The following is a 21,614-nucleotide window of genomic DNA, read 5'->3' as shown; positions in this document are numbered from 1 at the left end:
TGGAGTTAGGGATGAGAAGTCTTATTTATATAGAGCGAATCTTCAATCGCTTTGGCGATTTCCTCGGCTGGTTATCCAGTATCTTATTCATTCTTCTGCTCGCCAATGTCGTGTACGACGTGGTGATGCGTTATGTGTTCAATGATGTCTCTATTGCCTTCCAAGAGATGGAATGGCACTTATTTTCAGCTGTATTCTTGCTCGGTGTGCCATACGCGATTAAAGCGGGTGGACATGTTCGAGTGGACTTGTTCTACGAGCGCTTATCGAACAAAGCTCAAGCGATCATCGATTTGCTCGGTACGTTGATATTCCTATTCCCATTTTGCCTATTGGTGGCATGGTACGGTATCGACTTTGCTAAGGAGAGCTACTCGCTTGGTGAAACCTCGGGCGACCCAGGTGGGCTACCTTATCGTTGGATCATTAAAGCGATGATTCCATTATCGTTCTTTTTTATGGCAGTGAGTGGCATCGGCTTGATGCTGCATTCTCTAAATAAAATCGTTAACCCTCATCTACTTCAAAATCACACAAGCAAATAGGAGCTGACAATGATTGGTATTGTAATGTTTTTCGTTGCCCTGTTTGCGTTGCTTCTAGGGTTTCCGGTTGCCTTTACCTTTGGTGGTATCGCACTCATCTTTGGTGTTTGGGCCGAAGGCATGGATATGTTTGCCTTTATGCCGTATCGGATTCAGTCCATCATGGAAAACACGGTGTTGATGGCTGTTCCACTGTTTGTATTCATGGGGCTCGTGTTACAGAAAACACGTCTAGCTGAACAGTTGCTCGAGTCTATGGGTAAGTTGTTTGGTGGCGTACGCGGCGGTATTGCCATATCAACGGTGTTGGTTGGTGCATTGCTTGCGGCTTCGACAGGCGTTGTGGGTGCATCCGTGGTGGCGATGGGGTTAATTTCGTTGCCTGTCATGCTGAAATATAACTATGACAAAGGGCTCGCGTGCGGCACTATCTGTGCCTCGGGGACACTGGGTCAAATCATTCCGCCGTCTATTGTTTTGATTCTACTCGGTGACGTATTGGGCGTACCAGTGGGCGACCTTTTCCAAGCAGCTGTATGGCCGGGGCTAGTATTAGTTGGCGCGTATGTTGTTTATATCCTTATTTATGCCAAGTTAAACCCTGAAGCTGCTCAGCCTATTGAGCGTGATGAATCAGTCAGCCGTAAACAAGAAGTGATTGAAGCGCTAAAAGCTGTGATTCCGCCTTTAGCTCTGATTATTGTGGTGTTGGGTTCTATCTTTGCCGGTGTTGCAACGCCTACTGAATCTGCGGCTTTAGGTGGTGCTGGCGCTATTGTGCTCGCGGTACTGTATAAGCAGTTTAGCTGGAGAATGGTTTACGATGCAGCGAAAGAGACCGTGAAAGTGACCGCCATGGTATTCGCGATTCTACTTGGTGCGACAGCATTCTCGATGGCCTTTACTTATACAGGTGGCGATTACCTAGTGGAAGAGTGGATGCTACAGCTACCGGGTGAGAAATGGGGCTTTTTGATCATCACAATGCTAGTGATTTTGATTCTTGGCTTCTTCATTGATTTCGTTGAGATTTGTTTCATCATCGTTCCGATTATCGCTCCGGTTGCAGAGTTAATGGGGATCAACATGACATGGTTTGCCATCTTAATCGCGATGAACTTGCAGACCTCTTTCCTCACGCCGCCATTTGGCTTTAGTCTGTTTTACCTCAAAGGTGTCGCTCCGGCAGGCGTGACCACCCGTGACATCTATCGAGGGGTAATGCCTTTTATCGGTATTCAGATAGCCGTACTCGCTTCATTGCTGGTGTTCCCAGAATTCTATGGAATGTGATCACAAAGAGTGTTGTTAATGACATGTAAATGATAGAGTTAAATGGCTTGCTTTACGCAAGCCATTTTTGTTGTTGCACGCTTTAAATTCATTGAGAGGAGACGGAATGCCTCTTAAAGCCAAACTGATATTATTAAGTTTATTGCCGCTTTTACTGGTTACCGCCAGCATGAGCTGGATTGCTGTATATCAAGCAAAAACGTTGGGTGACAAAGAGGTAGAGATATTTCGCTCGGGGTTAATTCAGTCAAAAGAGTCGGCATTAAAGGACAGTGTAGATTTGGCATTTGATGCGATTTCACATGTTTACAATGATCCCAACCTCGATGAAGTGACGGCCAAAAATGCGGTTAAGTCCATCATCAGTAAACTCAGGTATGGCAGTGATGGCTATTTCTTTGTCTATCTGCACGATGGCACTAATCTTGTGCATCCAATCATGCCTGAGCTGCAAGGGCGTAACTTACTGCATATTCAAGACGAAAATGGTGATTTCTTAATTGTCGAATTGCTGAAACAAGCTCGCTCTGGTGGCGGTTTTCATCAGTATCTTTGGCAAAAACCTTCGACGGGCGAAACAGTACCTAAGCTAAGTTACGCTGCGTGGTTAGATAAGTGGGACTGGATGATAGGCACTGGCCTATATATTGAAGACGTCACCAAAGAGGTGGCAAATTTACAGTCGGCGGTTAACAACAACATTGAGACGACTTTCTTTTCTTTGATCGTCATTGTGGTGATTACTGTCGCGGTGATTGTGGTGATTACGTTAGCGGTCAATATGCATGAACATCGTATTGCGGACAAAAGCTTAAAAGAGCTGGCGCATAAAACCGTGATGTTTCAAGAAGATGAGAAAAAACATCTGGCTCGAGAGCTGCATGATGGCATTAACCAATTGTTGGTTTCAAGCAAGTGCCATTTAGAGCTGCTTAGCCATAAACTTGAAGACCAAGCGCAGCGGCAATATTTGAATCAATCGCAACAGTCATTGATGATGGCCATTAACGAAGTGCGCCATATTTCTCATAATCTGCGCCCAAGCGCGTTAGATGATATCGGCTTAGAAGCGGCAATGAACACTTTGCTGCAAGATTTTCAGTCTCACTCTGGCTTAACCGTCGATGTTTCTTTTGATACCCAAAAAGGCAAATTGAAATCAGAAATTGCTACGACCTTGTATCGAGTCGCGCAAGAGTCATTGACCAATATAGAAAAGCACTCTCAAGCGTCTAACGTGACGGTGATATTGCAGCAAATTGAAAATATGCTGCAATTGATTATTCGCGATGATGGGGTAGGTTTTGATGTGGGTTCTACACTTAGAAAGACGGGAATAGGTTTGCGCAATATGCGCGAGCGGGTGGAATTTATCGGCGGTGATTTTGAGTTAGATAGCGAACCGGGGTTTGGCACTGAAATTACCGTATTACTCCATTTAGAAGGGATCACCTATGGATGAACCGATCAAGGTCGTGATTGTTGATGATCACCAAGTGGTACTCGAAGGGTTTAAAGCGCGCTTGAGTTTAGAAAGCGACATTGACGTCATTGGCACTGCCAGTAATGGCGTTGAAGCGGTGGAAGTGATCAAAGCATTGAACCCTGATGTGGTGCTGATGGATGTCAGTATGCCATTGATGAATGGCATTGATGCGACTCAAGTGGTCAAGCAGGAACGACCAGATGTAAAAGTGTTGATGCTGACCATGCACGATAACCGCGAGTACATTATGAAAGTGATGCAATCTGGCGCGGTGGGGTACATGTTGAAAGAAATTTCAGCGGATAAAATGGTTCAAGCGATTAAAACCGTGGATCAAGGCTCTACTTACTTTTGTGAATCGGTCACTCAGACTCTGTTCTCTCAACAGGTGATTCCCGCAGCGCAGAAGCCGAACCCGCTAAGCCGCAGAGAAGAAGCGGTTCTCAAACTTGTCGCACAAGGACACAGCAGCAAGAAAGTGGCGACTATCCTCGATATTAGTTATCGAACGGTCGAAACACATCGACAGAATATCAAACATAAATTAGAGCTGCATAGCACGGCCGAGTTGGCCAAATACGCTGTAGAGCAAGGGATGATTTAGGCAAAAAATACCCCACCGAAGTGGGGCTAAGCTAAATAGCTCTATTAAGGAGGACACCTGATAACATCGATGGATGTTCATAAGCGATTAGTCATACGAGATATGACCAATGGCTTATGACTCTAAGAAAAACCAGCACCGAACGGCATGAAGTGCTGGTTTTTTGTTAGAACAAAGGTGTGTACTTTGTTTTATGGGTTGCGTTTAAAGACTTAACGGCGGTTAGCCATGCGTTTAAATTGATGGCGGCGACCACGTAATGTCATGCCCATTCTCATGATGTTTTCTGGTGGAGCAATGCCGCTGTAGCCACCGTCGCCAATGTGAAGTACATCAGCACCCGCGGCTTTAGCTGCGATGGTGACTTGCTCGATGTAGCTTTCAGTTGCTCCTTCTTGAGACGTACCGATTGCGAGCATACCTAACATATTGGTTTGGTGTACTGCATCCATCATCTGCTTCGCTAATTCTGGCCCGACACCTGGGGTAGTGTAAGGGGCAGGGAACATCATGATATCGGCGCCTGCTTCGGCAAAGGCTGGCACGATATTGAGGTTGTAGTCATTGCCGACACCACCGGCGTGCATCTTACCTGCAACAATGAGCATTTCAGGCGCAATGGTACGAACTAAAGTAATGGCTTCGAGAATGGTTTCTTGCGAAACACAGTTGCCCGGGTTACCTGTTAACATTACGTAGTCTAAGCCAATTTCGACCGCTTGTTTGACGCTACGTTCTGTTACTGTTCTACCTTCTACAAGATGGGTTACCCCTTCAGGTACTGGCTCTAGGTTACAGCCGATGAGACGACCTGTTTGCTGTTTTACCTGATCGATAGTAATAAAGGCATCTGGGTCATCCGTCAGCACTTTGATCTTTGGGTCAAACACATCTAGGCAGTTCAGGGTGATCATATCAGCCCCGAATGCTGCGGCGATCTCCGCGCCCGATACCATATCGATGGGCGGTGTAAGGCCAATGACATTTTCGACCATCATGGTTCGCCCCTCTGAGAGGCGAATTGCATCGACTAACTGTTGACGATCGGCAAGGCGAAAGTCTTCGGCGTTGTAATCAAAAATACGCTTTTTCACGACTTATTTTCCTTTTAGCTCTTTATGAATAGCAATGACTTCTTCTGTCACTTCACGGCATAGCATGGTGGTCATGATATGGTCTTGAATATGAGTCAGAATTAGCGTCATTTTTACTTTACCCGCACCCTCGTCAGACCCAATTAGCTCAGTTTGAGACTTGTGGACGTCTTTCAGTGCTTGATCACCTTCTTCCATTTGAAGTTGGGCTGCATCAAATTCCCCCGCCCTTGCACTACGCATCGCGCCAATGAATGCTGAGCGGGCTGCTCCTACATGACACAGCAGTGTCATGAGGAACTCTTCAGTAATTTCGTGCACTGGGCTTGGGCTAGTTACGGCATTCATTAAGTTCTTCCTCGTTTGTTGGTGTAGGGTTCGCCGCTTCAGCCATTGCTTTTTCTTCAGCCAGTAACTGCTTTTCGTGAACTTTTAAGAATGGGTAGAAGACCACCATACTCACGGTGAGACATACCAGAACAACCAGCGCTGCGGTAATCGAGTTGGTTGCGATAACCGCACCAATTGGAGCAGGCATTGTCCAAGGTGGTAGTGCGATGATGCGAGATACCATTTCCGTTTTGAATGCCATCCAAACGATTGAGGTATTGATGAACGGAGCGACAACCCAAGGGATAAAGTAAACTGGGTTCATTACAATCGGAGTACCAAAGATAACCGGTTCGTTAATGTTGAACGCACCCGGAATCACAGACATTTTACCGATGGTTTTAAGCTGAGTGGCTTTAGAGCGCATCATTAGTAGAACTAGGCCAAATGTACCGCCGGCACCACCAACAAAGACAAAGAAATCGACCAGTGGGTTTACAAAAATCTTCGGTAGCGCTTCACCGGCTGCAAGTGCTTCTTGGTTTAGGCCAAGGTTAACCAACAGCATTGGTGCGATGATACCGCCAACAACCGAACCACCGTGGATGCCGCTAAACCATAGCAATTGAATAAGCATTACTGCTAGAAGTGCAGCAATGTAAGAGTCTGATGCCAGCACTAACGGTTTGAACAGTTCCATAATCGCAGATGGGATTTGCAAACCATAACCGCCAAGAACAGCGTTGATAGTCACTACGATCACTGAGATAAACACAATAGGGATCAGCAAATCGAAAGAGGCAGAGATTTTTGGTGGAACAGCATCAGGCATCTTAATACGAATGTTGTATTTGATAAGTAGACGCTGCATTTCAGGAACCAGCAGACCACAAAGAATCGCAGTAAAGGCACCAGAACCACCTAGATACGCTGCTGGTAGTACGCCACCAACATCTGCCACGTTAACCATAGGAGCAGCTGCAAGAATAAAGGCAAACATAGCTAGCATGCCGGTGTTCATTGGGCGCAATTTGTAAGATTCCGCCATACTAAATGCAATACCAAATGTGGCATAGACGGCGAAGATACCCATGCTGACTTGGAATGGGGCTAGGATATTATCGCTACCTAATAAGTTGATAAGGTTGTGCCAGCCTTCGAAGAAGAAACCGCTGTCCGCTGGTGGGAAAGCAAGTACCAAAAGAAGTGAGCCAACAATTAAGAACGGCATTGCAGAAACGAAGCCATCTTTTACCGCGGTGATGTGTTTTTGTGCCGAGATTTTGCCTGCGACTGGAGCGACGACGTTCTCGACAAAGTGCATTGTTTTATCAAATACAGACATTGTGATTCTCCATTTCTAACGTGATTTGTATAGTTCCATGGCTTGGCCTAATACCGCTTCACCATTCAGCATTCCGTAGTTCATCATATCGATAAGGCCACACTGCTTGCCTATCGCCGTTGCTTCTTGCTTAAATTCTTCGAATCTAAACTTCACTTGTGGTGCGACTAGGCAAACATCACATGCCTTGATGCAATCTTCGAACTCCGATACCGAGTGGGCTGATATTTCACATTGAATATTTTTAGTTTTAGCCGCTTGTTCCATTTTGGTGACAAGCATGCTGGTAGACATTCCGGCTGCACAACAGAGAAATATCTTCATCTTGCTGCTCCTCTAACTTGCGTTTGTGATTAAACATTAACCACTATAGAGATTAAAGAAACCGGTTACCGAAACCGGTTACATTGATGCGTCTAATATCACGAAAAACAGCTGTTTAGCCGAAAATAGTGTTTATTGGATCAAATTTTATAGATTAGAAAAGATAGGATAGAGAGGTAGGGCGTTGGTAAATAATGGCTCTGTTAATAACAAAGCCATTAAATAGACTATTCCCAAAGAGAACGGGTGGAGGCTCTTTCGATTAACTGACCGTAAATGACTTCAGGATCGGGTTGTGGTGCTCCGCTGAGAATTTCCTGCGCGACCGCCATGGCTCTATCAGTCACTTCGCGGATTGGCACATCGACCGTTGTTAGCGGTGGATCAATAAATGGCGAACAGGCATCATTATCAATACTGACAATTGAAACGTGTTGTGGGACCAATATGCCATGTTCTTTTAATGCCTTAATGCACCCTACAGCGATATCGTCAGCCGCAGCAATAATCGCACTACCAAAGTGATTGCTTTCCAGCCATTTCTTCGTCGCTTTATAACCTTCTTCAAAGCCGAAGTTCGACTCACATATTTGGTTAACTAAACCTTGCTCTTCATGTTGTTCAACGTATTCCAAGAACCCTGCCAAGCGCATTCTAGAGGTCGGGGTGGTGGGCTTTGGTCCCATGTAAGTGAGGTTCTTGTGGCCGAGATCAACGAGGTGCTTGGCGGCAATTTGTATCGCGTTTTTTTGGTCAAACGAGATGGAATAGCCTGCGGATTCAGGTAGTAGGCGGCCGACATTCAAAAGTGGCACATCGATAGATTTGCTAAGAGCAATCACTTGCTCACATGAGAGCATACGACTGTACAAAATAATAATGTCGCAGCGCTTTTCAACCAGCGAGTGGACAGCTTTCAGCTCATCCTCGGCATTATTATGGCCATCGGCAAACAAGAGCTGCTTGCCCATTTTTTCAGCGCTCACCGAGGCTTGTTTCAATAGGTTACCGAAATATCCTCCGGTAAAATCAGAAATGACTAAGCCAATACTGTTGGCACTTTTATTGGCTAGGGCTTGTGCAACGATACTTGGGCGATAGTTGAGTTCTTTCATTACCGCTTCTACTTTCTCGCGAGTGCTAGCACGAACTTGTCCTGTGCCATTAATCACTCTCGATACAGTCGCCTTGGAGACTCCAGCGACACGGCATACGTCGTTAATGGTTGCCATTTGAACCTCTAAAATGACTTTTTTATTATCATCGAATTAATAGCATGGATTGGCGTAACATGAATAGGGTTAAGCCTGAGTGAGAGCAGGGATAGTAATGAACAGGGAAGTAGGTCACACAAATTCACCTTAATCATTAAATGTAATTAATGTAAGTAGCGCCCCAATGGGGGAGACGAGGTGCTACAATGCGCTAAAGCTAAATAATAATGATTACAGTGATGATGTCTTCAAATACAAAATACCACGCTCACTTCTATTTTGACCAAGCCACTTGTCAATATGCAGAGAAAATTCATGTCAGAGCGAACCAAGAATTGGGATTAAAAGTCGGCCGTTTTCATCGTAAACCGGTAGGACCCCACACGATGTGGAGTTTTGAAATAGACTTCTCTCAAATTCAATTTGAGCAGGTAACAACATGGTTAGAGCAAGTTAGGGCGGGGCACTCTGTATTGGTTCACCCACTTACAGAAGACGAACTGCGCGATCACACCGATTCTGTCCACTGGTTAGGTGAGCCAGTTACACTCGATTTATCGATTTTCAAATAACCGCTTAATTCAATTTGTCGTCACGACAAATCATCCAAATTGCACTTAATTAGAGGGCGTTTTATATAAAGCGCCCTTTAACTGCACGAGTGCAAACTAATGAACCAACTCATCGATGCGTTAGCAACCCAAGGCTACTATATTTGGGATGATTTCCTTTCTCCTACCGAGGTTGCGGCGTTGAGGGATTGTATTCCAGAGGATTGGAAAAACGCGCGTATCGGTCGTAATGATGATACCCAACGTGAAGAAACGATTCGTAGCGATAAAATCCAATGGTTGTCATCCGCGATGGGTCATCCCGTAGGGCAGTTTTTGGATAAAATGGAGCAAATCCGCCTAGAAGCGAACCGTCACTTTTACCTAGGTTTATTCGAATACGAAGCGCATTTTGCCAAGTATGAAAAAGGTGACTTTTACCAAAAGCATTTAGATTGTTTTAAGGGCAATGAAAACCGTCGTTTGACGACGGTATTTTATATGAATGAACAATGGGATGAGTCGGATGCCGGTGAGCTGGTAGTCTATGACCTTGATGACAATCACATAGCCACAATTCCACCTAAATCGGGGCGTTTGTTTGTGTTCCTATCTGAGCAATTCCCTCATGAAGTTTTACCAACCAATGCTGAGCGCTTTAGTATCGCAGGTTGGTTCCGTATCAATGGTGTAAAAGACAATCAACTCGATATCGCGCGCTGATTTAAGTTTTCCGTGTCTAGAAAGGGATTTTGGTAAATAGGTATCAACGATTGAATGTATAGATTTAATCGTTTTTACCAATTTATGATGAAGGGCTATTCTACTGCTAACGAAACGAATTACGGGTGTGAACCACTCGATTAAACTAATTAGCGGAGAATCGCCATGACAAATCAAATTAACTTAATCGGTCTTGATAGTGAGCAAGCTTCTGATCTAGCGCAGCAACTTAATCATCTACTGGCGCATTACCAAGTGCTGTATATGAATACGCGTGGTTACCACTGGAACATCAAAGGCCAACAGTTTTTTGAACTGCATGTTAAGTTCGAAGAAATCTACACTGATTTGCAAACGAAAATTGATGAACTTGCAGAGCGTATTCTGACGTTAGGTCATACCCCTGTACACAGTTTTAGTCGTTACCTAGCAGCAAGTGAGCTGCACGAGCATGAAAACGCGACAACAGGCTTAGATTGTGTGAAAGGTCTGGTGGATGGCTTTAGTCTGTTACTTACAAAACAAAGAGCTATTCTTGAAAATGCTGGTGATGCGAATGATGAAGGTACAGCGGCTCTTATGGGTGACTACATCCGCGAACAAGAAAAACTGATGTGGATGCTTAACGCGTACTTGCAATAATGCACATTAGTTACATTAGAAGGGGAGCTTAGCTCCCTTTTTTGCTGGTGTATTAAGTGCAAAACCGTGGAGTGCACGTTGTATTGTGTTTGATTTAACGCAGACGATAGAGTCTGGTCTACGATATATCTGGCCGCTCGAATGGCAGAGAAACTAAGCGTTTTGAGCGAGTTCACCCGATGGCACTAATACAAAGTTACGTTTAATCAGTTGTTTGTGGTTATTTTATCACCTAGATTGTTAATGCTAATTCTGTTAGTTTAATGCGACTTAATATGTAATATTTCTTTACATTTAGTCGTTAGCTAGAGGTTAGCCACGATTGTAAATGTGAACCAAGACAGATAGCCCACATGCCGAACAGTAACGTTGAAGTTTCAGATCAAGACATCGAAAAACTCGATAATTTACTTAAGAATATTGACTCAGAAATGGCTGTTTCCATGTCTTATGCTCGTCGTGCGCAGGGAATTACCTTTGAACAACTCGAAAAACGAGTCTCGGGTATCAATGGATCAACCCTAAAGCGCTATATGCAGCAAAGCTATCCGTCTATGCGGCCTATTCACGTCGTCGCGGCGATGTCTTGGGTTATGATGGTTCCGATGACGAGTTTCTACTACGGTTTAAAGCTAAAAGAGCATTATCGTGGTATGGATGACAAGGCGATTGAAGCCCTGTTGTGTATTGGCCGATTACCTAGTGATCAGTTTGATGTCTTTTTGCAGCTCGTGTGCAATCTAATGGACGCTGACTCGAGAGCTGAATTTCTGCAATACCGCGCTAAAGTCGAAGCTCAAGTGGGGTCGTTAGACAACTATAACGAGCTACTTCCGCCGCCGGTGTTAGACGTCAATGCCTTCGCGATCGATTATTATCGTTCGATATCGATAACCGCGAAACGATTTAGAGAAGAGAACAATATCTCTATAGAGACTTTGTCTCGGGTGCTGGGGATTTCTACATACCAATATTCAATCCTTGAAGACATCAATAAAATAAAAGACTTCCCGGTGGCGATAGGTTTTAGAGTTAAGCTAGGCTTTCATCTTGATTCACATGCAGATTTTTCAAGTGAAATGCGCCAGTTCCCTCAATTTCATGGCCTACGTCAAATGCAGCATGTACGAGATTCGTTGATTGTTGAATCGTTGAGAAAATTAGATTATTCTCATAAAAATAGTGCGATCCAAATACTGACAACACTATCAAAAATTTACACGTAATTCGTGACCTCTCCTGTCTCAATGAAAATAATCAACCCAAAATACGCAGAACTTTGAGTTGATTATATATTTTTAAAAGTTAAAAATAATACTCAGTTATTTAGGTTAAACTTGTTAACGTTTTCTTAAGCTCTATTAAAGATGACGCTTGAGCGATCATGATGGCGGCCACTTTGTCAGGGTGTTGCAAATGAGCCAAATGGTCGGCATTTTTTAATACGACAAACTGACTGTTTTTTAATTTATTTGCGAACTCTAAAGCAATATCTGTTGTTACATAGGGGTCATATTCTCCGACACAGACAGTGCTTGGTATTGAAATGTTTTCAATATTACTCGGGGTATGAACTAATAGCCGTACTGAGTTTTCAAAAAATACATCTATTCGCTCTTGTTCGAGCTTAGCGACACCTCTTTCAGTTGCCTTAATGATGGCGTTGTTTCTGGGAATGTCGGGATGGTTAATAGTCAATGATTGGGTAAAGGTTTGCGCAAAATCGCTTGGGCTTTCCATGGCTGCGGCAATCATTTTTTTTGTTGCAAGTCGGCCAGAAGTCGGAATGCCGGGTACGCCACCGAATATGGAAAGAGTCAGTACATTCTTCCATAAGTCGCACAGTTCTACGGCAATGGCTGTGGCGTAAGAAAAGCCAATCACATGGGCACTGTTTATGCCTAAATAATTGATTAAATCGAGTAGCATCGAAGTTTGATCGCGGATACTGATTGTTGAGTCTAGAGGTTGGGTTAAACCTGTCCCAGGTACTTCAATCGTGATGCAATTGAGCTTGTTAGCAAATGACTTGGAAAATGAATCGACACTTTCGATTTCTTGCAATGCCCCAAGTAAAAAGATCACATGTTGGTCAGAGTCTTGGCAAGGGTAGAAAGAGTAACGGTACTGGTTTCCATTTAAAACGGCAGTATTAATTTGCATAGTGTGCTCCTTGTGTGAAAAGTAAACACAATATAAAAGATCGAATAATTAGAATTAATGTTCAGGCTAGGTATAAAATGAGAAATGAGAGACTAGAGCAGTATCTGTCAGAGGCAGATCAGGTTGTTAAAGATTTCATGGCTGAGCTTTTAGAAACGTTAGGTAAGCAAATTAACGAGCACAAAGAGCCAGTTATAGATTTGCAATATTTTGGCGCAGATTTAGAAATAAAGTTACGTGGTTTTGAAGGTGTCTATGGTGACACTAAAAATAAGCAAGAGCATGATGACGCAGCTTAATATTGGAAGCTAATCAAAGTTAGTAATAATATTAATGATATTATTGTAGACCCCAATTGGAATAATAGTTTTCAAATTACGATATAAAAAAGCCAGCTTTACGCTGGCTTTTTGCTTTATTGTCGTTTGTGCTTTGGTACGTAGTTCAAAATCGAGATTGGTACAGGCTTGTTTGGGGTAAAGCCTTCTACTTCGCGGCGCTCAATTAAGTGCCCTAAGCGACTTTCAATCATACATAGGTTTTTGAAGTTGTCTTTTGATACTAAAGAGATTGCTTCCCCTTGCGCATCTGCGCGGCCAGTACGACCAATTCGGTGTACGTATTCATCAGCAGGGAAGGGAAGGTCATAGTTCACCACGCGTGATAGTTCATCAATATCAATACCACGAGCGGCAACACCGGTCGCGACTAAGTATTGAATCTTGCCTGATTTGAAGTCTTCAAGTAGTTGCGCTCTGATTGCTTGGCTTCGACCGCTGTGGAAAGCTTCTGCTTGAATATCACGTTTTTCAAGCTGAGAAACGAGCTTAGCGGCGCCGTGCTTGGTTTCGATAAAGATGAGCGCTTGGTCCCACTGATTTTCTTTAATCAAATGGCTCAGTAGTGCTGATTTTTTGTCTTTATCGACGGTGATAAGCCATTGTTCAATATTCGCTTTAGATGCTGCATTCGCCGCAATAGTGATCTCGAAAGCGTTATGTACAGCTGTTTTAGCCAGATCGCGAACCTTGTTCGATAGGGTGGCTGAGAACAGTAGGTTTTGCACATCTTCAGGTAGGCGAGCGATGATCTTGTTGATGTCTTCAATAAAGCCCATGTCCAGCATTCGGTCTGCTTCGTCTAATACTAAGACTTCGACTTCTTCAAAGTAGACAGCGCGTTGACCATACAAATCAATAAGACGGCCGGGTGTTGCAACCAAAACATCCACGCCTTCAATTAAGCGTTGCTTCTGCGGCTTTTCATCCACACCACCAAATACAGCGGCTGAAGTAAGGTTAAGGTGTTTACCGTAATCGGCAATTTTTGATTCTACCTGAATCGCCAGTTCACGGGTTGGTACGACGATAAGAGCACGAATGCGCTTTTTACGTTGTGTTTCACCTTGGCTGAGTTTCTCAAGGATTGGCAAGACGAAGCTTGCTGTTTTACCAGTACCAGTTTGCGCAGCAGCGATCAGATCACGGCCTTCAAGGGCGACAGGGATTGCTTTCGTTTGAATAGTGGTGGGTTTTTGATAGCCCAACTCTTCGAGTGCGCGTGTAATTGGTGAGCTTAAACCGAGTTTAGAAAATGTCATGAGAGACTCATAGGTACTGAATAAAGGTTCGCATTCTACCACGAAGCGATAAGCTTGCCACTAAACCGTGAGTTAACTTTGCTGGATGAATGAACAGTATTTTCTTGACTCCTAAATATTGGCTTATATACTGATTATATAAACAGGTATTAAGGAGGTGTCTTATGTTGTGGGAAACCATCGAACGCGTAAATCGTTTACGTCAACAAGCGCTAGCGAATCCTGAATATTTGAAATCCGCTCAAGCGCATCAAAAAGCACTAGAAATGCAAGATAATCAGTCAGGCTATACGGCTAAATCTCGTCGAGGTAAGGCGACAGGCGAGAAAAAACTGGCAGACATTTACCAACAAGTTGAGTTTTCAGTTAATCCATCAGGGCGTGAACACTAGTCTTTAATCGCTCACAGTGTCATATTTTCTCAAATGGGGTGCAATGCGCCCCATTGTTGTTTTGAGCCCATTTTGACCAATTCCACTCTTTTTTGCTTATTATTAAATTTGCTTATATATTCACTGCCGCTTTCCGAGTAATGTCACTTTTAGTGCGTGTGCGCTAGGTGATGCATTTTTGGCTGACTGAATATCCATTTATGGTTAATAAATCTGCATTTAACTTGTTTAACTAGTTATTTTTATCCTCTTAACTTTATTTTGCAGTCGAAAATATTAGAATGTTCGTTGGGGATTGATCGAACACAATGAAATAGTTGTTATTGTCACTTTGTTCGAGACTTCGATCACAACCAGTCTGCGCATATTGACAAATTGCACGTAAAATCCCCCCAGGTTGAACGATAGGTAACCACATAATAATGAACAATAAACTTGGGTTAGGCTCCCTAACCGCAATTGTAATAGGCTCGATGATAGGTGCAGGCGTATTTAGCTTGCCACAAAATATGGCGGCTATTGCAAGCCCAGCGGCTGTAATGATTGGTTGGGCAATCACTGGTGTTGGGATGATCTTCCTTGCGCTTTCATTTCAACGACTTGCTTTTCATCGTCCTAATGTCGATAGCGGTGTATTTGGTTACGCCAAAGAAGGTTTTGGAGATTTTGTTGGCTTTTGCTCAGCATGGGGCTATTGGTTAAGTGCCATGTTAGCGAACGTTTCTTACTTAGTTATTGTATTTAGTACTCTTGGTTTGTTGTTTGATACGCCAGATAGTGTCATTTTTGGTCAAGGTAATACATGGGTTTCGGTGCTTGGTGCTTCTTGTCTACTTTGGATGGTGCACTTTTTGGTGCTGCGTGGGGTAGAAACCGCAGCCATGATTAACCTTGTTACCACGTTTGCTAAGTTAGTTCCTTTACTTCTCTTCATTGTTGCCGCTCTATTTGCCTTCAACCTCGATACATTCACTCTCGACTTTACTGGTGTTCACTTTGGTGATGGCCACTCTTTATTGTCTCAGGTTAAAAGTACCATGTTGGTGACTGTGTGGGTGTTCATTGGTATTGAAGGTGCCGTGGTCGTATCAAGCCGTGCTCGCGATAGAAAAGACATTGGCCGTGCGACAATTCTAGGTTTGTTAACTGCGTTATCCATTTATATCTTTGTTACATTGCTTTCTATGGGGGTGATTAAACCAACAGAGTTAGCGGAGTATCAAAATCCATCAATGGCGAAAGTGTTGACTGCGATTATTGGCCCTTGGGGACAGTACATCGTCAGTATAGGTCTGTTAATTTCGGTTTGTGGTGCATTTTTAAGTTGGACGGTACTGGCTTCTGAAGCGCCGTATTTATGTGCTAAAGAAAAGATGTTCCCTAAGTCTTATGGTAAAACCAACAAGGCAGGCAGCCCAGTGAAGCCATTAACACTGACCAACATCTGGATTCAGTTCTCACTGATCGCGGTAATGTTTGCCGGTAGCACTTATGACACCTTGTTAGTCATTGCATCTGAAATGATTTTGGTGCCGTATTTCTTAGTTGGTGCCTTTGTTCTTAAGATTGCTATCAGTGAAAAGAACCGTGGTAGCCTGTTATTTATTGGTGTCGGTGCTTCAGTTTACGGTCTGTGGCTATTGTACGCGTCAGGGTTAAACTACTTACTTCTATCCGCGGTTTTGTATGTGCCGGGCATGTATTTCTACATACAGGCTAAGCGAGAGCAGGGCATTCATCCATTTAGAGGCAAAGAGAAGCTAGGTGCTTGTGCTATAAGCTTAATGGCACTCTTAGCGGTTGGTATGGTCTGGCAAGGTTCTCTAAGCCTCGCGCTTTAAATGAAAAAGCCTCTACTTTGAAAGTAGAGGCTTTTTTTAACTTCTGGCCGCCGCTCGTTTGCGCAGTCCTTCTATTATCGTAAACAACAAGCCTGCCCATATTAAGCTAAAGCTAACTAGCTTCACCTCATCGAACAGTTCACCAAACAGAAATACCGCCAAAAGGAACTGAATACTTGGTTCGATATACTGCATAAGCGCAATGCTCGACATGCTGGTAAGCCTGATGGCGATCGAGTAGAAAATCAAAGGCAGCAGTGTGACTGGTGCTGCGCCAACATAAAGCAGAAATGTAGACCAATCTGCCTCAATCGCCAGAGTGCCATGAGCGGTATGTTTATAAACCAAATAGCTTAGGGCGAATGGGGTAAGCAGTACTGCTTCCATTAATAAGCAACGAGCCCAGTCGTAATTGGTTTTCTTCTTAAACCAGCCATATAAAGTGAAAAATATCGCCATCGTTAATGCCACAATAGGCAGTTCACCATATTGAAACACTTGATAGGTTAAACCTAGGCTTGCTAGCGTTAAAGCAATACGCTTGCCGTTGGAAAGTTGCTCTTTAAGAAAAATAACCCCTAGTGCCGCCATAGTCAGCGGGCTAATGAAAAAACCTAAGCTAGCATCTATGACGCGATCATTGGTCATCGCCCAAGTGAAGGCAGTCCATGATATACACATAAATAAGCTGGCAAAAAAGGTTTGCGCTAACGAACGTTTATCGGCAAACAGTGCGGCAAAGTGGATCTTTTCACCTTTGACTATCCAGATGATGAGGGCTGCAAAGGGGACGGACGCAATTAAGCGCATCGCTAATAGCTCGTCCATAGCGGCGTTAGGCAAGAATTGATAATAAAGTGGTAGCAAACCCCATAAGGTGAAGGAGAGTGCAGCCATCGCGTTACCATAGCGAGATTCAGTCATGTTTGTTTCGGCAACCAGAAAAGGAATAGGCGGCAATTCTATGCTTAATTCTTATAAAGTAAAGTGATGGTATTATAGCTTTGTTAATGGCGAGGTGACTTTATAAAACAAAGGTTTGGGTGAGGTTGAAATTTACGCCATTTCAAATAATTACTGTTATTGTGAAGCTAAAGTTTTGTTTTTTATGGCCGATAGTTATAATTAATCAAACGATGCGAGTTAGATCGTATTGTCTACTGGATTAAACGAGGAATGAGTCATGAACGACTTGGAACAAAAACGTAAGTATTACCGACTGAGGTACCCTCGTCGTGCAATGCCGATTGTTCGCTTTCACGACGAATTGTTTCACGTTAGCGAAGTATCAGAGAAGGGCATTCGTATTGTTATGAATAACCTTACGACTTTGTATAAGGGGCTTTCTCTATCTGGTACGTTAAGCTTAAACCCAGATTGTAAAATACCCGTTGAAGGGTCCATATTGCGCTTTGATAAGAATGAAGTGATTTTGTATTTGAACAAAGGACCTTCATTTAAACACATGGTGCAAGAGCAACGACATATTCGTAATAAATACCCAGCGTATTTTGCAAGGTTAAGAGCAAGTGCTGCCGCTTAGTTTGGTTTAAGGTAATGAGAGTTTAAAGACGTCGCGAAATGCGGCGTTTTTTATTGCAGTGTATAAGAGTGTTGCGTCAAGAATGGAATTGACCGTAAGCTTTTATCAGGGCCTTAAACGGTGAAACCCCAGAGGTGGTAAGTCTCTGGGGTTTCGAATTTTTAGATGTCTCGGATGGTAAGGCCGATAATCTTTATGCAAAAGGTTGGATTAAATCCGATTAATTCCTAAAAGGAATTAGATGCGGATGAAGTCCATGTGCTCAACTTTTGGCTTGTAAGCGTGACGTTGTACGTCTTGTGGCTTAACCTTAACTTCAGCACCGTCGATAACTAGAACGATACCTTCGTAGAACTCAGGCTTGTCCATTTGGTTAACAACTTCATCGTGGTTAAGAACGATTGATACTGGAGCTGCCTCACCACCGTAAACGATAGCAGGGAATTTACCAGCGTGACGTAGGCGGCGGCTCGCACCTTTACCTAGTTCAGTACGTACTACTGCTTCAAATTTCATAATATTACTCTCGTAAAATGTAATCTTAATTTCACAACATAATGCGACCTTATGTTGTGGTAAACCGCTGAAGAACAATTGGTAGTTACTCTCACAGCGAGCGCGGATACTATCACTCTCTCGCTATTTGAGCAATAGTTTTGCGGCTCAAAGGCTGATAAATACTATGGCTTGCTTAAATTACCCGCATTTTAATCCAAATTCGTTTATCTATGTAGAAAATCGTTCTTCATTTAAAGGTTAGAAATGAACTGAATCTGAATGATTACCTCACCCATGGTTAAGTATCAGCGCGTTAATCTCATTACCAAGTTAAACCAGTTTCGGCAATTAAGCCTTGAGGAGTCAATCATGGGACCAGTTAGTGTAGTCGTTATTACTTTAAATGAAGAGAAACGAATCGGTCGTTTGATGGAAGATCTAAGTAATCAAACCCATCGCGATTTTGAAGTCATTCTTGTGGATTCAAACAGCGAAGATAAGACCTGTGAAGTCGCTCAGGCCTATGAAGCATCTTTACCGGAGTTAACCGTACACAAAATGGATGTACGTGGCGTCAGTTTAGGTCGCAATACAGGCGCAAGTTTAGCCAAGTATGAGCGCATTTTGTTTTTAGATGCGGACGTTCGTTTAGACAGTACCTTTTTGGCAAAGGGTATTAGTCAACTAGAAGAAAAGCAGTTAGAAGTCGCTGGAGTGTATATGGGAGCCAAAGGGTTACCGTTGGTACATAAATTTGGCTATGGATTATTTAATCTAGGCTTGTTTGTTACTCAGTTCACTTTCCCAACAGCGGTTGGCGCATGTATTTTCTCGACGCGTCGCGCTCACGAACAATTGGGCGGTTTTGACCAGCAAATTACTTTGTGTGAAGACTGCGATTACGTTAAACGAGCAAGTAAAACATGGCGTTTCCGTTTCTTAAACTTAACCTTCGGGTTTGACCCTCGTCGCCTAGACCAAGATGGCGTATTTAAAATGGGTGCGACTTACTTGAAAGCCAATGTGCGTCGTTTCTTCTGTGGTGAGATGCGTAACAACGAAATGGAATACAAATTTGGTCACTACAAAGAACAGTAGTGAAGGCAGGTTAGTGTCATGTTTGAAGGGATGAGTCTATTTATTGGGGCATTGTTGGATGCACTTATCGGCCCCAATTTGTTTGTACCCGGCGAACCGTTTTTAATTGCTGCTGGGTATCAACTCCATCAAGGTATTTGGACGGGGGTTTTGGCCGTACTGCTCGGTGGTCTTATTGGTGATCAAGCCAGTTACTGGATAGGGCGGTATGTAGGCACGCCAGCTCAGAAAAAACTGATAGCTTGGCAGCCGAAAACCCGTCGTCCAATCGCTCGTTGCCGTCATCTTATGTATAAAAAAGGCAACTATGTGCTGGCGTTTGCTCGTCTACTAGGGCCGATTGCATGGGTTGTTCCTTTTATCGCAGGGACGAACAAAGTGGCATGGTCGCGGTTTAGTCTATTTGGTTTGATAGGGCTATTACTCGGCGTTGGTCAATTTGTTATGTGGGGTTACCTGCTCTCATACGGCGTTGATAAGTTTCCATTTATTCAGCAAGCCAAAATATTTGTGGTTGAACATCAATACAGTCTGATGGCCATTGGTGCAAGTTTACTGTTTCTTTATGTGGGTCGTAAGCTTAAGTGGCGCTTGATGTTTACCAAATTCACTTTGGTGTTTTTTTCGCTGACTTTGTTTGCTAATTACAGCCATTTTTTCTGGTTGTCTGATGATTTTCAGAAACAGCCAACCAATCCAGAAGTAGAGTTGACTTTGGTGAGCCCATCCGAGTTGGATTACCGCGTTTACCCGGGGAAATCTAAGGTGTTTGACGCTCAAGCCATTAACGTACTGTTCTACGGTGAAAACCCGCGTCAACTGATGCTTGAGTTAGGTTGGGTTGAAAACCAAACCTTCTCTCGGAATGACATTGAATGGCGTGATTACCTTAAATTGTTACAACAAAACACGCCACCAGTATCGGACCTATTTTGGAATCAGCAGCCGCAGCAAATGGCTTTTCAACTGCCGGGTGATTTATTAAAGCGCAGCCATATTCGTTGGTGGAAAGGAGGCGTTGATTCACAATCTAAGCAGACCATTTGGGTGGGAGCGCTAAGTTACGATAATGGGCTGCAGGTAACGCCATATTCAGGGATTGTCACCATATTGCACAGTATTGACCCTAACGTTGATCAAGAACGAGATAGGTTAGCAAAGCTAATTACTCAGCATGCGCCAAATCAGCGCGTAGATTTCCAATATCTGGTTAGCCCAATCACATTGGATGAAGAACATGACTATTATACTGACGGTAAAGTATTGGTGGTAAAGCCGATGCCAAGTATTTAATTGTGATTACGAACATACATATCGCGGAAAACGGAAGGTGTGACTCCCTTTACCAACTTAAATTGACGGTTGAAGTTAGAGAGGTTGTTAAAGCCACTTTGTTCAGCGATAAGAGAGATCGCCTGTGTGGTATTGACTAGTTGCTCGCAGGCCTTTCCTACTCGAAATCGTTTTAAATGTTCTGAAAAACTCTCCAAAAAGTGCCGTTCAAAGAGTCGATATGCAGAGCTTTCGCTAATATGTAAAGCTGCGCAGAGATCTTTAATTTTTATCGGTTGGGCGTAGTTTTTTTCGATGAATCGACGTGCAAGTTCAACGCGTTTTCTTGACTCTTGATCCTGATGGATGTCATGCAATCCGTAAGGTGTCGCAGATAGCTTCTGGGCATCACTATCATCGACCAAAACCATCAAAGCTTGAAGTACTTTCATTAGTCTGTGATGAGTAGGCAGGTCTTCAATGTCATTGAGCAATTGGTACGTTTGTTCGGCGGCCTTTTTACTAAATAGCAGTCCATATGAGGCCCGCGTTAGTAGAGTTTTTACCGCTTTTAACTCCGGCATGACACTAATTAATGCTTCAATCCACTCTAGTCTAAACCAGAGTATTAAAGTGTAGTATCCTTCGTTCGCATCTTGCCTAACGTGACCATTCAACATATGGGGTAGGCCCGGGCCATATAACATCATACTGTTGTGAGTAATTGCATCTACACTGTCTCCAGCGAAGTAATTGCCGCAAAACACATCATCAGGGTCTCGATACAATACCAATTCAAATTCGGAGTGATAGTGCCAAGGGCAGGCAAATTGGTCTTTTTTCTGCTTACATTGGTATTCTTTGATAATCCAATTAAAGTCGTCGTTGTTAAGTACGTTCTCTATCTGCAGTTTCATTTACTACGTCCCTGTTTTGTCTAATGCACATCCTATTTTTTTGTGCATAACCTGTCAAAATGCAAATCAATATTGAATGAAAAGTATCATTTGTCGGTGGCAAGTCATTAATAAATTCTATAGAGCTTTGATTACACTG

Annotated in this window: 24 protein-coding genes; 14 read left to right on the top strand and 10 right to left on the bottom strand. The window is 43.3% G+C overall.

Annotated elements, in window-relative coordinates:
* Positions 1-11: 11 nt before the first annotated feature.
* The 4 genes from OH461_RS05015 to OH461_RS05000 all read left to right on the top strand — a co-directional run bounded on the left by OH461_RS05015 (position 12) and on the right by OH461_RS05000 (position 3,928).
* A complete protein-coding gene (locus OH461_RS05015; protein WP_270019513.1) occupies positions 12-545 on the top strand; it encodes a TRAP transporter small permease subunit in 534 nt (177 codons plus the stop codon).
* Positions 546-554: 9 nt separating this feature from the next.
* Positions 555-1,838: a TRAP transporter large permease gene (locus OH461_RS05010; protein ID WP_270019512.1), complete on the top strand. Its 1,284-nt coding sequence runs from the start codon at positions 555-557 to the stop codon at positions 1,836-1,838.
* A 106-nt stretch (positions 1,839-1,944) separates the two neighbouring features.
* Positions 1,945-3,300, top strand: a complete 1,356-nt coding sequence (locus OH461_RS05005) for a cache domain-containing protein (RefSeq protein WP_270019511.1) — start codon at positions 1,945-1,947, stop codon at positions 3,298-3,300.
* Complete coding sequence (locus OH461_RS05000) at positions 3,293-3,928, top strand: response regulator transcription factor (protein ID WP_270019510.1); 636 nt, start codon at positions 3,293-3,295, stop codon at positions 3,926-3,928. Before OH461_RS05005 ends, OH461_RS05000 begins: the two co-directional genes overlap by 8 nt.
* Before the next feature lie 212 nt (positions 3,929-4,140).
* Here the strand turns inward: OH461_RS05000 and OH461_RS04995 are convergent, their stop codons facing one another.
* The 5 genes from OH461_RS04995 to OH461_RS04975 form a co-directional block, all read right to left on the bottom strand.
* Positions 4,141-5,022 (bottom strand): DUF7916 family protein, encoded by an 882-nt coding sequence (locus OH461_RS04995; protein ID WP_270019509.1) that lies wholly within the window; start codon positions 5,020-5,022, stop codon positions 4,141-4,143.
* A gap of 3 nt (positions 5,023-5,025) precedes the next feature.
* A complete protein-coding gene (locus OH461_RS04990; RefSeq protein ID WP_270019508.1) occupies positions 5,026-5,370 on the bottom strand; it encodes a PTS lactose/cellobiose transporter subunit IIA in 345 nt (114 codons plus the stop codon).
* A complete protein-coding gene (locus OH461_RS04985; RefSeq protein ID WP_270019507.1) occupies positions 5,354-6,697 on the bottom strand; it encodes a PTS sugar transporter subunit IIC in 1,344 nt (447 codons plus the stop codon). The genes OH461_RS04990 and OH461_RS04985 overlap by 17 nt, the downstream gene beginning before the upstream one ends.
* 15 nt (positions 6,698-6,712) lie before the next feature.
* Positions 6,713-7,021, bottom strand: coding sequence for a PTS sugar transporter subunit IIB (locus OH461_RS04980; RefSeq protein WP_270019506.1), 309 nt, complete (start codon positions 7,019-7,021; stop codon positions 6,713-6,715).
* A gap of 227 nt (positions 7,022-7,248) precedes the next feature.
* Complete coding sequence (locus OH461_RS04975; RefSeq protein ID WP_270019505.1) at positions 7,249-8,253, bottom strand: LacI family DNA-binding transcriptional regulator; 1,005 nt, start codon at positions 8,251-8,253, stop codon at positions 7,249-7,251.
* 221 nt (positions 8,254-8,474) lie between these two features.
* On the opposite strand from OH461_RS04975, the gene OH461_RS04970 reads away from it, so the two are divergent.
* The 4 genes from OH461_RS04970 to OH461_RS04955 all read left to right on the top strand — a co-directional run bounded on the left by OH461_RS04970 (position 8,475) and on the right by OH461_RS04955 (position 11,377).
* Positions 8,475-8,807: a DOPA 4,5-dioxygenase family protein gene (locus OH461_RS04970; RefSeq protein WP_270019504.1), complete on the top strand. Its 333-nt coding sequence runs from the start codon at positions 8,475-8,477 to the stop codon at positions 8,805-8,807.
* Positions 8,808-8,906: 99 nt separating this feature from the next.
* Positions 8,907-9,509, top strand: coding sequence for a 2OG-Fe(II) oxygenase (locus OH461_RS04965; RefSeq protein WP_270019503.1), 603 nt, complete (start codon positions 8,907-8,909; stop codon positions 9,507-9,509).
* A gap of 165 nt (positions 9,510-9,674) precedes the next feature.
* A complete protein-coding gene (locus tag OH461_RS04960) occupies positions 9,675-10,151 on the top strand; it encodes a Dps family protein (RefSeq protein ID WP_270019502.1) in 477 nt (158 codons plus the stop codon).
* Between the two features lie 353 nt (positions 10,152-10,504).
* Positions 10,505-11,377, top strand: a complete 873-nt coding sequence (locus tag OH461_RS04955; protein ID WP_270019501.1) for a hypothetical protein — start codon at positions 10,505-10,507, stop codon at positions 11,375-11,377.
* Between the two features lie 100 nt (positions 11,378-11,477).
* Here the strand turns inward: OH461_RS04955 and OH461_RS04950 are convergent, their stop codons facing one another.
* The gene (locus OH461_RS04950; protein ID WP_270019500.1) at positions 11,478-12,314 is read right to left on the bottom strand and encodes an alpha/beta fold hydrolase; all 837 of its coding nucleotides are present in this window, start codon (positions 12,312-12,314) and stop codon (positions 11,478-11,480) included.
* Between the two features lie 14 nt (positions 12,315-12,328).
* Here OH461_RS04950 and OH461_RS04945 point away from each other — a divergent pair, with 14 nt between their 5' ends.
* Positions 12,329-12,613 carry a hypothetical protein gene (locus tag OH461_RS04945; RefSeq protein ID WP_270019499.1) on the top strand — a complete coding sequence of 95 codons (285 nt, stop codon included), beginning with the start codon at positions 12,329-12,331 and terminating at the stop codon, positions 12,611-12,613.
* A gap of 116 nt (positions 12,614-12,729) precedes the next feature.
* On the opposite strand, the gene OH461_RS04940 is transcribed toward OH461_RS04945, so the two are convergent.
* Positions 12,730-13,914 carry a DEAD/DEAH box helicase gene (locus OH461_RS04940; protein WP_270019498.1) on the bottom strand — a complete coding sequence of 395 codons (1,185 nt, stop codon included), beginning with the start codon at positions 13,912-13,914 and terminating at the stop codon, positions 12,730-12,732.
* 164 nt (positions 13,915-14,078) lie between these two features.
* Between OH461_RS04940 and OH461_RS04935 the strand changes: the two genes are divergently transcribed.
* Both OH461_RS04935 and OH461_RS04930 read left to right on the top strand, forming a co-directional pair.
* The gene (locus OH461_RS04935) at positions 14,079-14,306 is read left to right on the top strand and encodes a hypothetical protein (RefSeq protein ID WP_270019497.1); all 228 of its coding nucleotides are present in this window, start codon (positions 14,079-14,081) and stop codon (positions 14,304-14,306) included.
* Positions 14,307-14,728: 422 nt separating this feature from the next.
* Complete coding sequence (locus tag OH461_RS04930; protein WP_270019496.1) at positions 14,729-16,147, top strand: basic amino acid/polyamine antiporter; 1,419 nt, start codon at positions 14,729-14,731, stop codon at positions 16,145-16,147.
* A 36-nt stretch (positions 16,148-16,183) separates the two neighbouring features.
* On the opposite strand, the gene rarD is transcribed toward OH461_RS04930, so the two are convergent.
* Positions 16,184-17,071 carry an EamA family transporter RarD gene (rarD, locus tag OH461_RS04925; RefSeq protein WP_270019495.1) on the bottom strand — a complete coding sequence of 296 codons (888 nt, stop codon included), beginning with the start codon at positions 17,069-17,071 and terminating at the stop codon, positions 16,184-16,186.
* A gap of 259 nt (positions 17,072-17,330) precedes the next feature.
* Here rarD and OH461_RS04920 point away from each other — a divergent pair, with 259 nt between their 5' ends.
* Complete coding sequence (locus tag OH461_RS04920; RefSeq protein ID WP_270019494.1) at positions 17,331-17,690, top strand: PilZ domain-containing protein; 360 nt, start codon at positions 17,331-17,333, stop codon at positions 17,688-17,690.
* Positions 17,691-17,927: 237 nt separating this feature from the next.
* Here OH461_RS04920 and rplY read toward each other — a convergent pair whose 3' ends face one another.
* Positions 17,928-18,206: a 50S ribosomal protein L25 gene (gene rplY / locus OH461_RS04915; RefSeq protein WP_270019493.1), complete on the bottom strand. Its 279-nt coding sequence runs from the start codon at positions 18,204-18,206 to the stop codon at positions 17,928-17,930.
* Between the two features lie 351 nt (positions 18,207-18,557).
* Between rplY and OH461_RS04910 the strand changes: the two genes are divergently transcribed.
* Together OH461_RS04910 and OH461_RS04905 are read left to right on the top strand one after the other, a co-directional pair.
* A complete protein-coding gene (locus OH461_RS04910) occupies positions 18,558-19,286 on the top strand; it encodes a glycosyltransferase family 2 protein (RefSeq protein WP_270019492.1) in 729 nt (242 codons plus the stop codon).
* 18 nt (positions 19,287-19,304) lie between these two features.
* Entirely contained in the window at positions 19,305-20,579 is a 1,275-nt protein-coding gene (locus OH461_RS04905; RefSeq protein ID WP_270019491.1) for an LssY C-terminal domain-containing protein, read from the top strand.
* On the opposite strand, the gene OH461_RS04900 is transcribed toward OH461_RS04905, so the two are convergent.
* Entirely contained in the window at positions 20,576-21,475 is a 900-nt protein-coding gene (locus tag OH461_RS04900) for an AraC family transcriptional regulator (protein WP_270019490.1), read from the bottom strand. The genes OH461_RS04905 and OH461_RS04900 overlap by 4 nt on opposite strands.
* Positions 21,476-21,614 lie beyond the last annotated feature (139 nt).

Origin of the sequence: Vibrio sp. LaRot3 (assembly GCF_027587025.1) — a bacterium.
Classification (GTDB): Bacteria; Pseudomonadota; Gammaproteobacteria; order Enterobacterales; family Vibrionaceae; genus Vibrio.
The sequence above is the reverse complement of the archived record's forward strand: the minus strand, read 5'-3'. Positions and strand labels throughout refer to the sequence as shown.

Bases quoted from the DNA above. Each gene is read 5' to 3' on its own strand.
- OH461_RS05015 (WP_270019513.1), top strand. From the start codon at position 12: ATGAGAAGTCTTATTTATATAGAGCGAATCTTCAATCGCTTTGGCGAT.
- OH461_RS05010 (WP_270019512.1), top strand. From the start codon at position 555: ATGATTGGTATTGTAATGTTTTTCGTTGCCCTGTTTGCGTTGCTTCTA.
- OH461_RS05005 (WP_270019511.1), top strand. From the start codon at position 1,945: ATGCCTCTTAAAGCCAAACTGATATTATTAAGTTTATTGCCGCTTTTA.
- OH461_RS05000 (WP_270019510.1), top strand. From the start codon at position 3,293: ATGGATGAACCGATCAAGGTCGTGATTGTTGATGATCACCAAGTGGTA.
- OH461_RS04990 (WP_270019508.1), bottom strand. From the start codon at position 5,370: ATGAATGCCGTAACTAGCCCAAGCCCAGTGCACGAAATTACTGAAGAG.
- OH461_RS04985 (WP_270019507.1), bottom strand. From the start codon at position 6,697: ATGTCTGTATTTGATAAAACAATGCACTTTGTCGAGAACGTCGTCGCT.
- OH461_RS04980 (WP_270019506.1), bottom strand. From the start codon at position 7,021: ATGAAGATATTTCTCTGTTGTGCAGCCGGAATGTCTACCAGCATGCTT.
- OH461_RS04975 (WP_270019505.1), bottom strand. From the start codon at position 8,253: ATGGCAACCATTAACGACGTATGCCGTGTCGCTGGAGTCTCCAAGGCG.
- OH461_RS04970 (WP_270019504.1), top strand. From the start codon at position 8,475: ATGATGTCTTCAAATACAAAATACCACGCTCACTTCTATTTTGACCAA.
- OH461_RS04965 (WP_270019503.1), top strand. From the start codon at position 8,907: ATGAACCAACTCATCGATGCGTTAGCAACCCAAGGCTACTATATTTGG.
- OH461_RS04960 (WP_270019502.1), top strand. From the start codon at position 9,675: ATGACAAATCAAATTAACTTAATCGGTCTTGATAGTGAGCAAGCTTCT.
- OH461_RS04955 (WP_270019501.1), top strand. From the start codon at position 10,505: ATGCCGAACAGTAACGTTGAAGTTTCAGATCAAGACATCGAAAAACTC.
- OH461_RS04950 (WP_270019500.1), bottom strand. From the start codon at position 12,314: ATGCAAATTAATACTGCCGTTTTAAATGGAAACCAGTACCGTTACTCT.
- OH461_RS04940 (WP_270019498.1), bottom strand. From the start codon at position 13,914: ATGACATTTTCTAAACTCGGTTTAAGCTCACCAATTACACGCGCACTC.
- OH461_RS04935 (WP_270019497.1), top strand. From the start codon at position 14,079: ATGTTGTGGGAAACCATCGAACGCGTAAATCGTTTACGTCAACAAGCG.
- OH461_RS04930 (WP_270019496.1), top strand. From the start codon at position 14,729: ATGAACAATAAACTTGGGTTAGGCTCCCTAACCGCAATTGTAATAGGC.
- rarD (WP_270019495.1), bottom strand. From the start codon at position 17,071: ATGACTGAATCTCGCTATGGTAACGCGATGGCTGCACTCTCCTTCACC.
- OH461_RS04920 (WP_270019494.1), top strand. From the start codon at position 17,331: ATGAACGACTTGGAACAAAAACGTAAGTATTACCGACTGAGGTACCCT.
- rplY (WP_270019493.1), bottom strand. From the start codon at position 18,206: ATGAAATTTGAAGCAGTAGTACGTACTGAACTAGGTAAAGGTGCGAGC.
- OH461_RS04910 (WP_270019492.1), top strand. From the start codon at position 18,558: ATGGGACCAGTTAGTGTAGTCGTTATTACTTTAAATGAAGAGAAACGA.
- OH461_RS04905 (WP_270019491.1), top strand. From the start codon at position 19,305: ATGTTTGAAGGGATGAGTCTATTTATTGGGGCATTGTTGGATGCACTT.
- OH461_RS04900 (WP_270019490.1), bottom strand. From the start codon at position 21,475: ATGAAACTGCAGATAGAGAACGTACTTAACAACGACGACTTTAATTGG.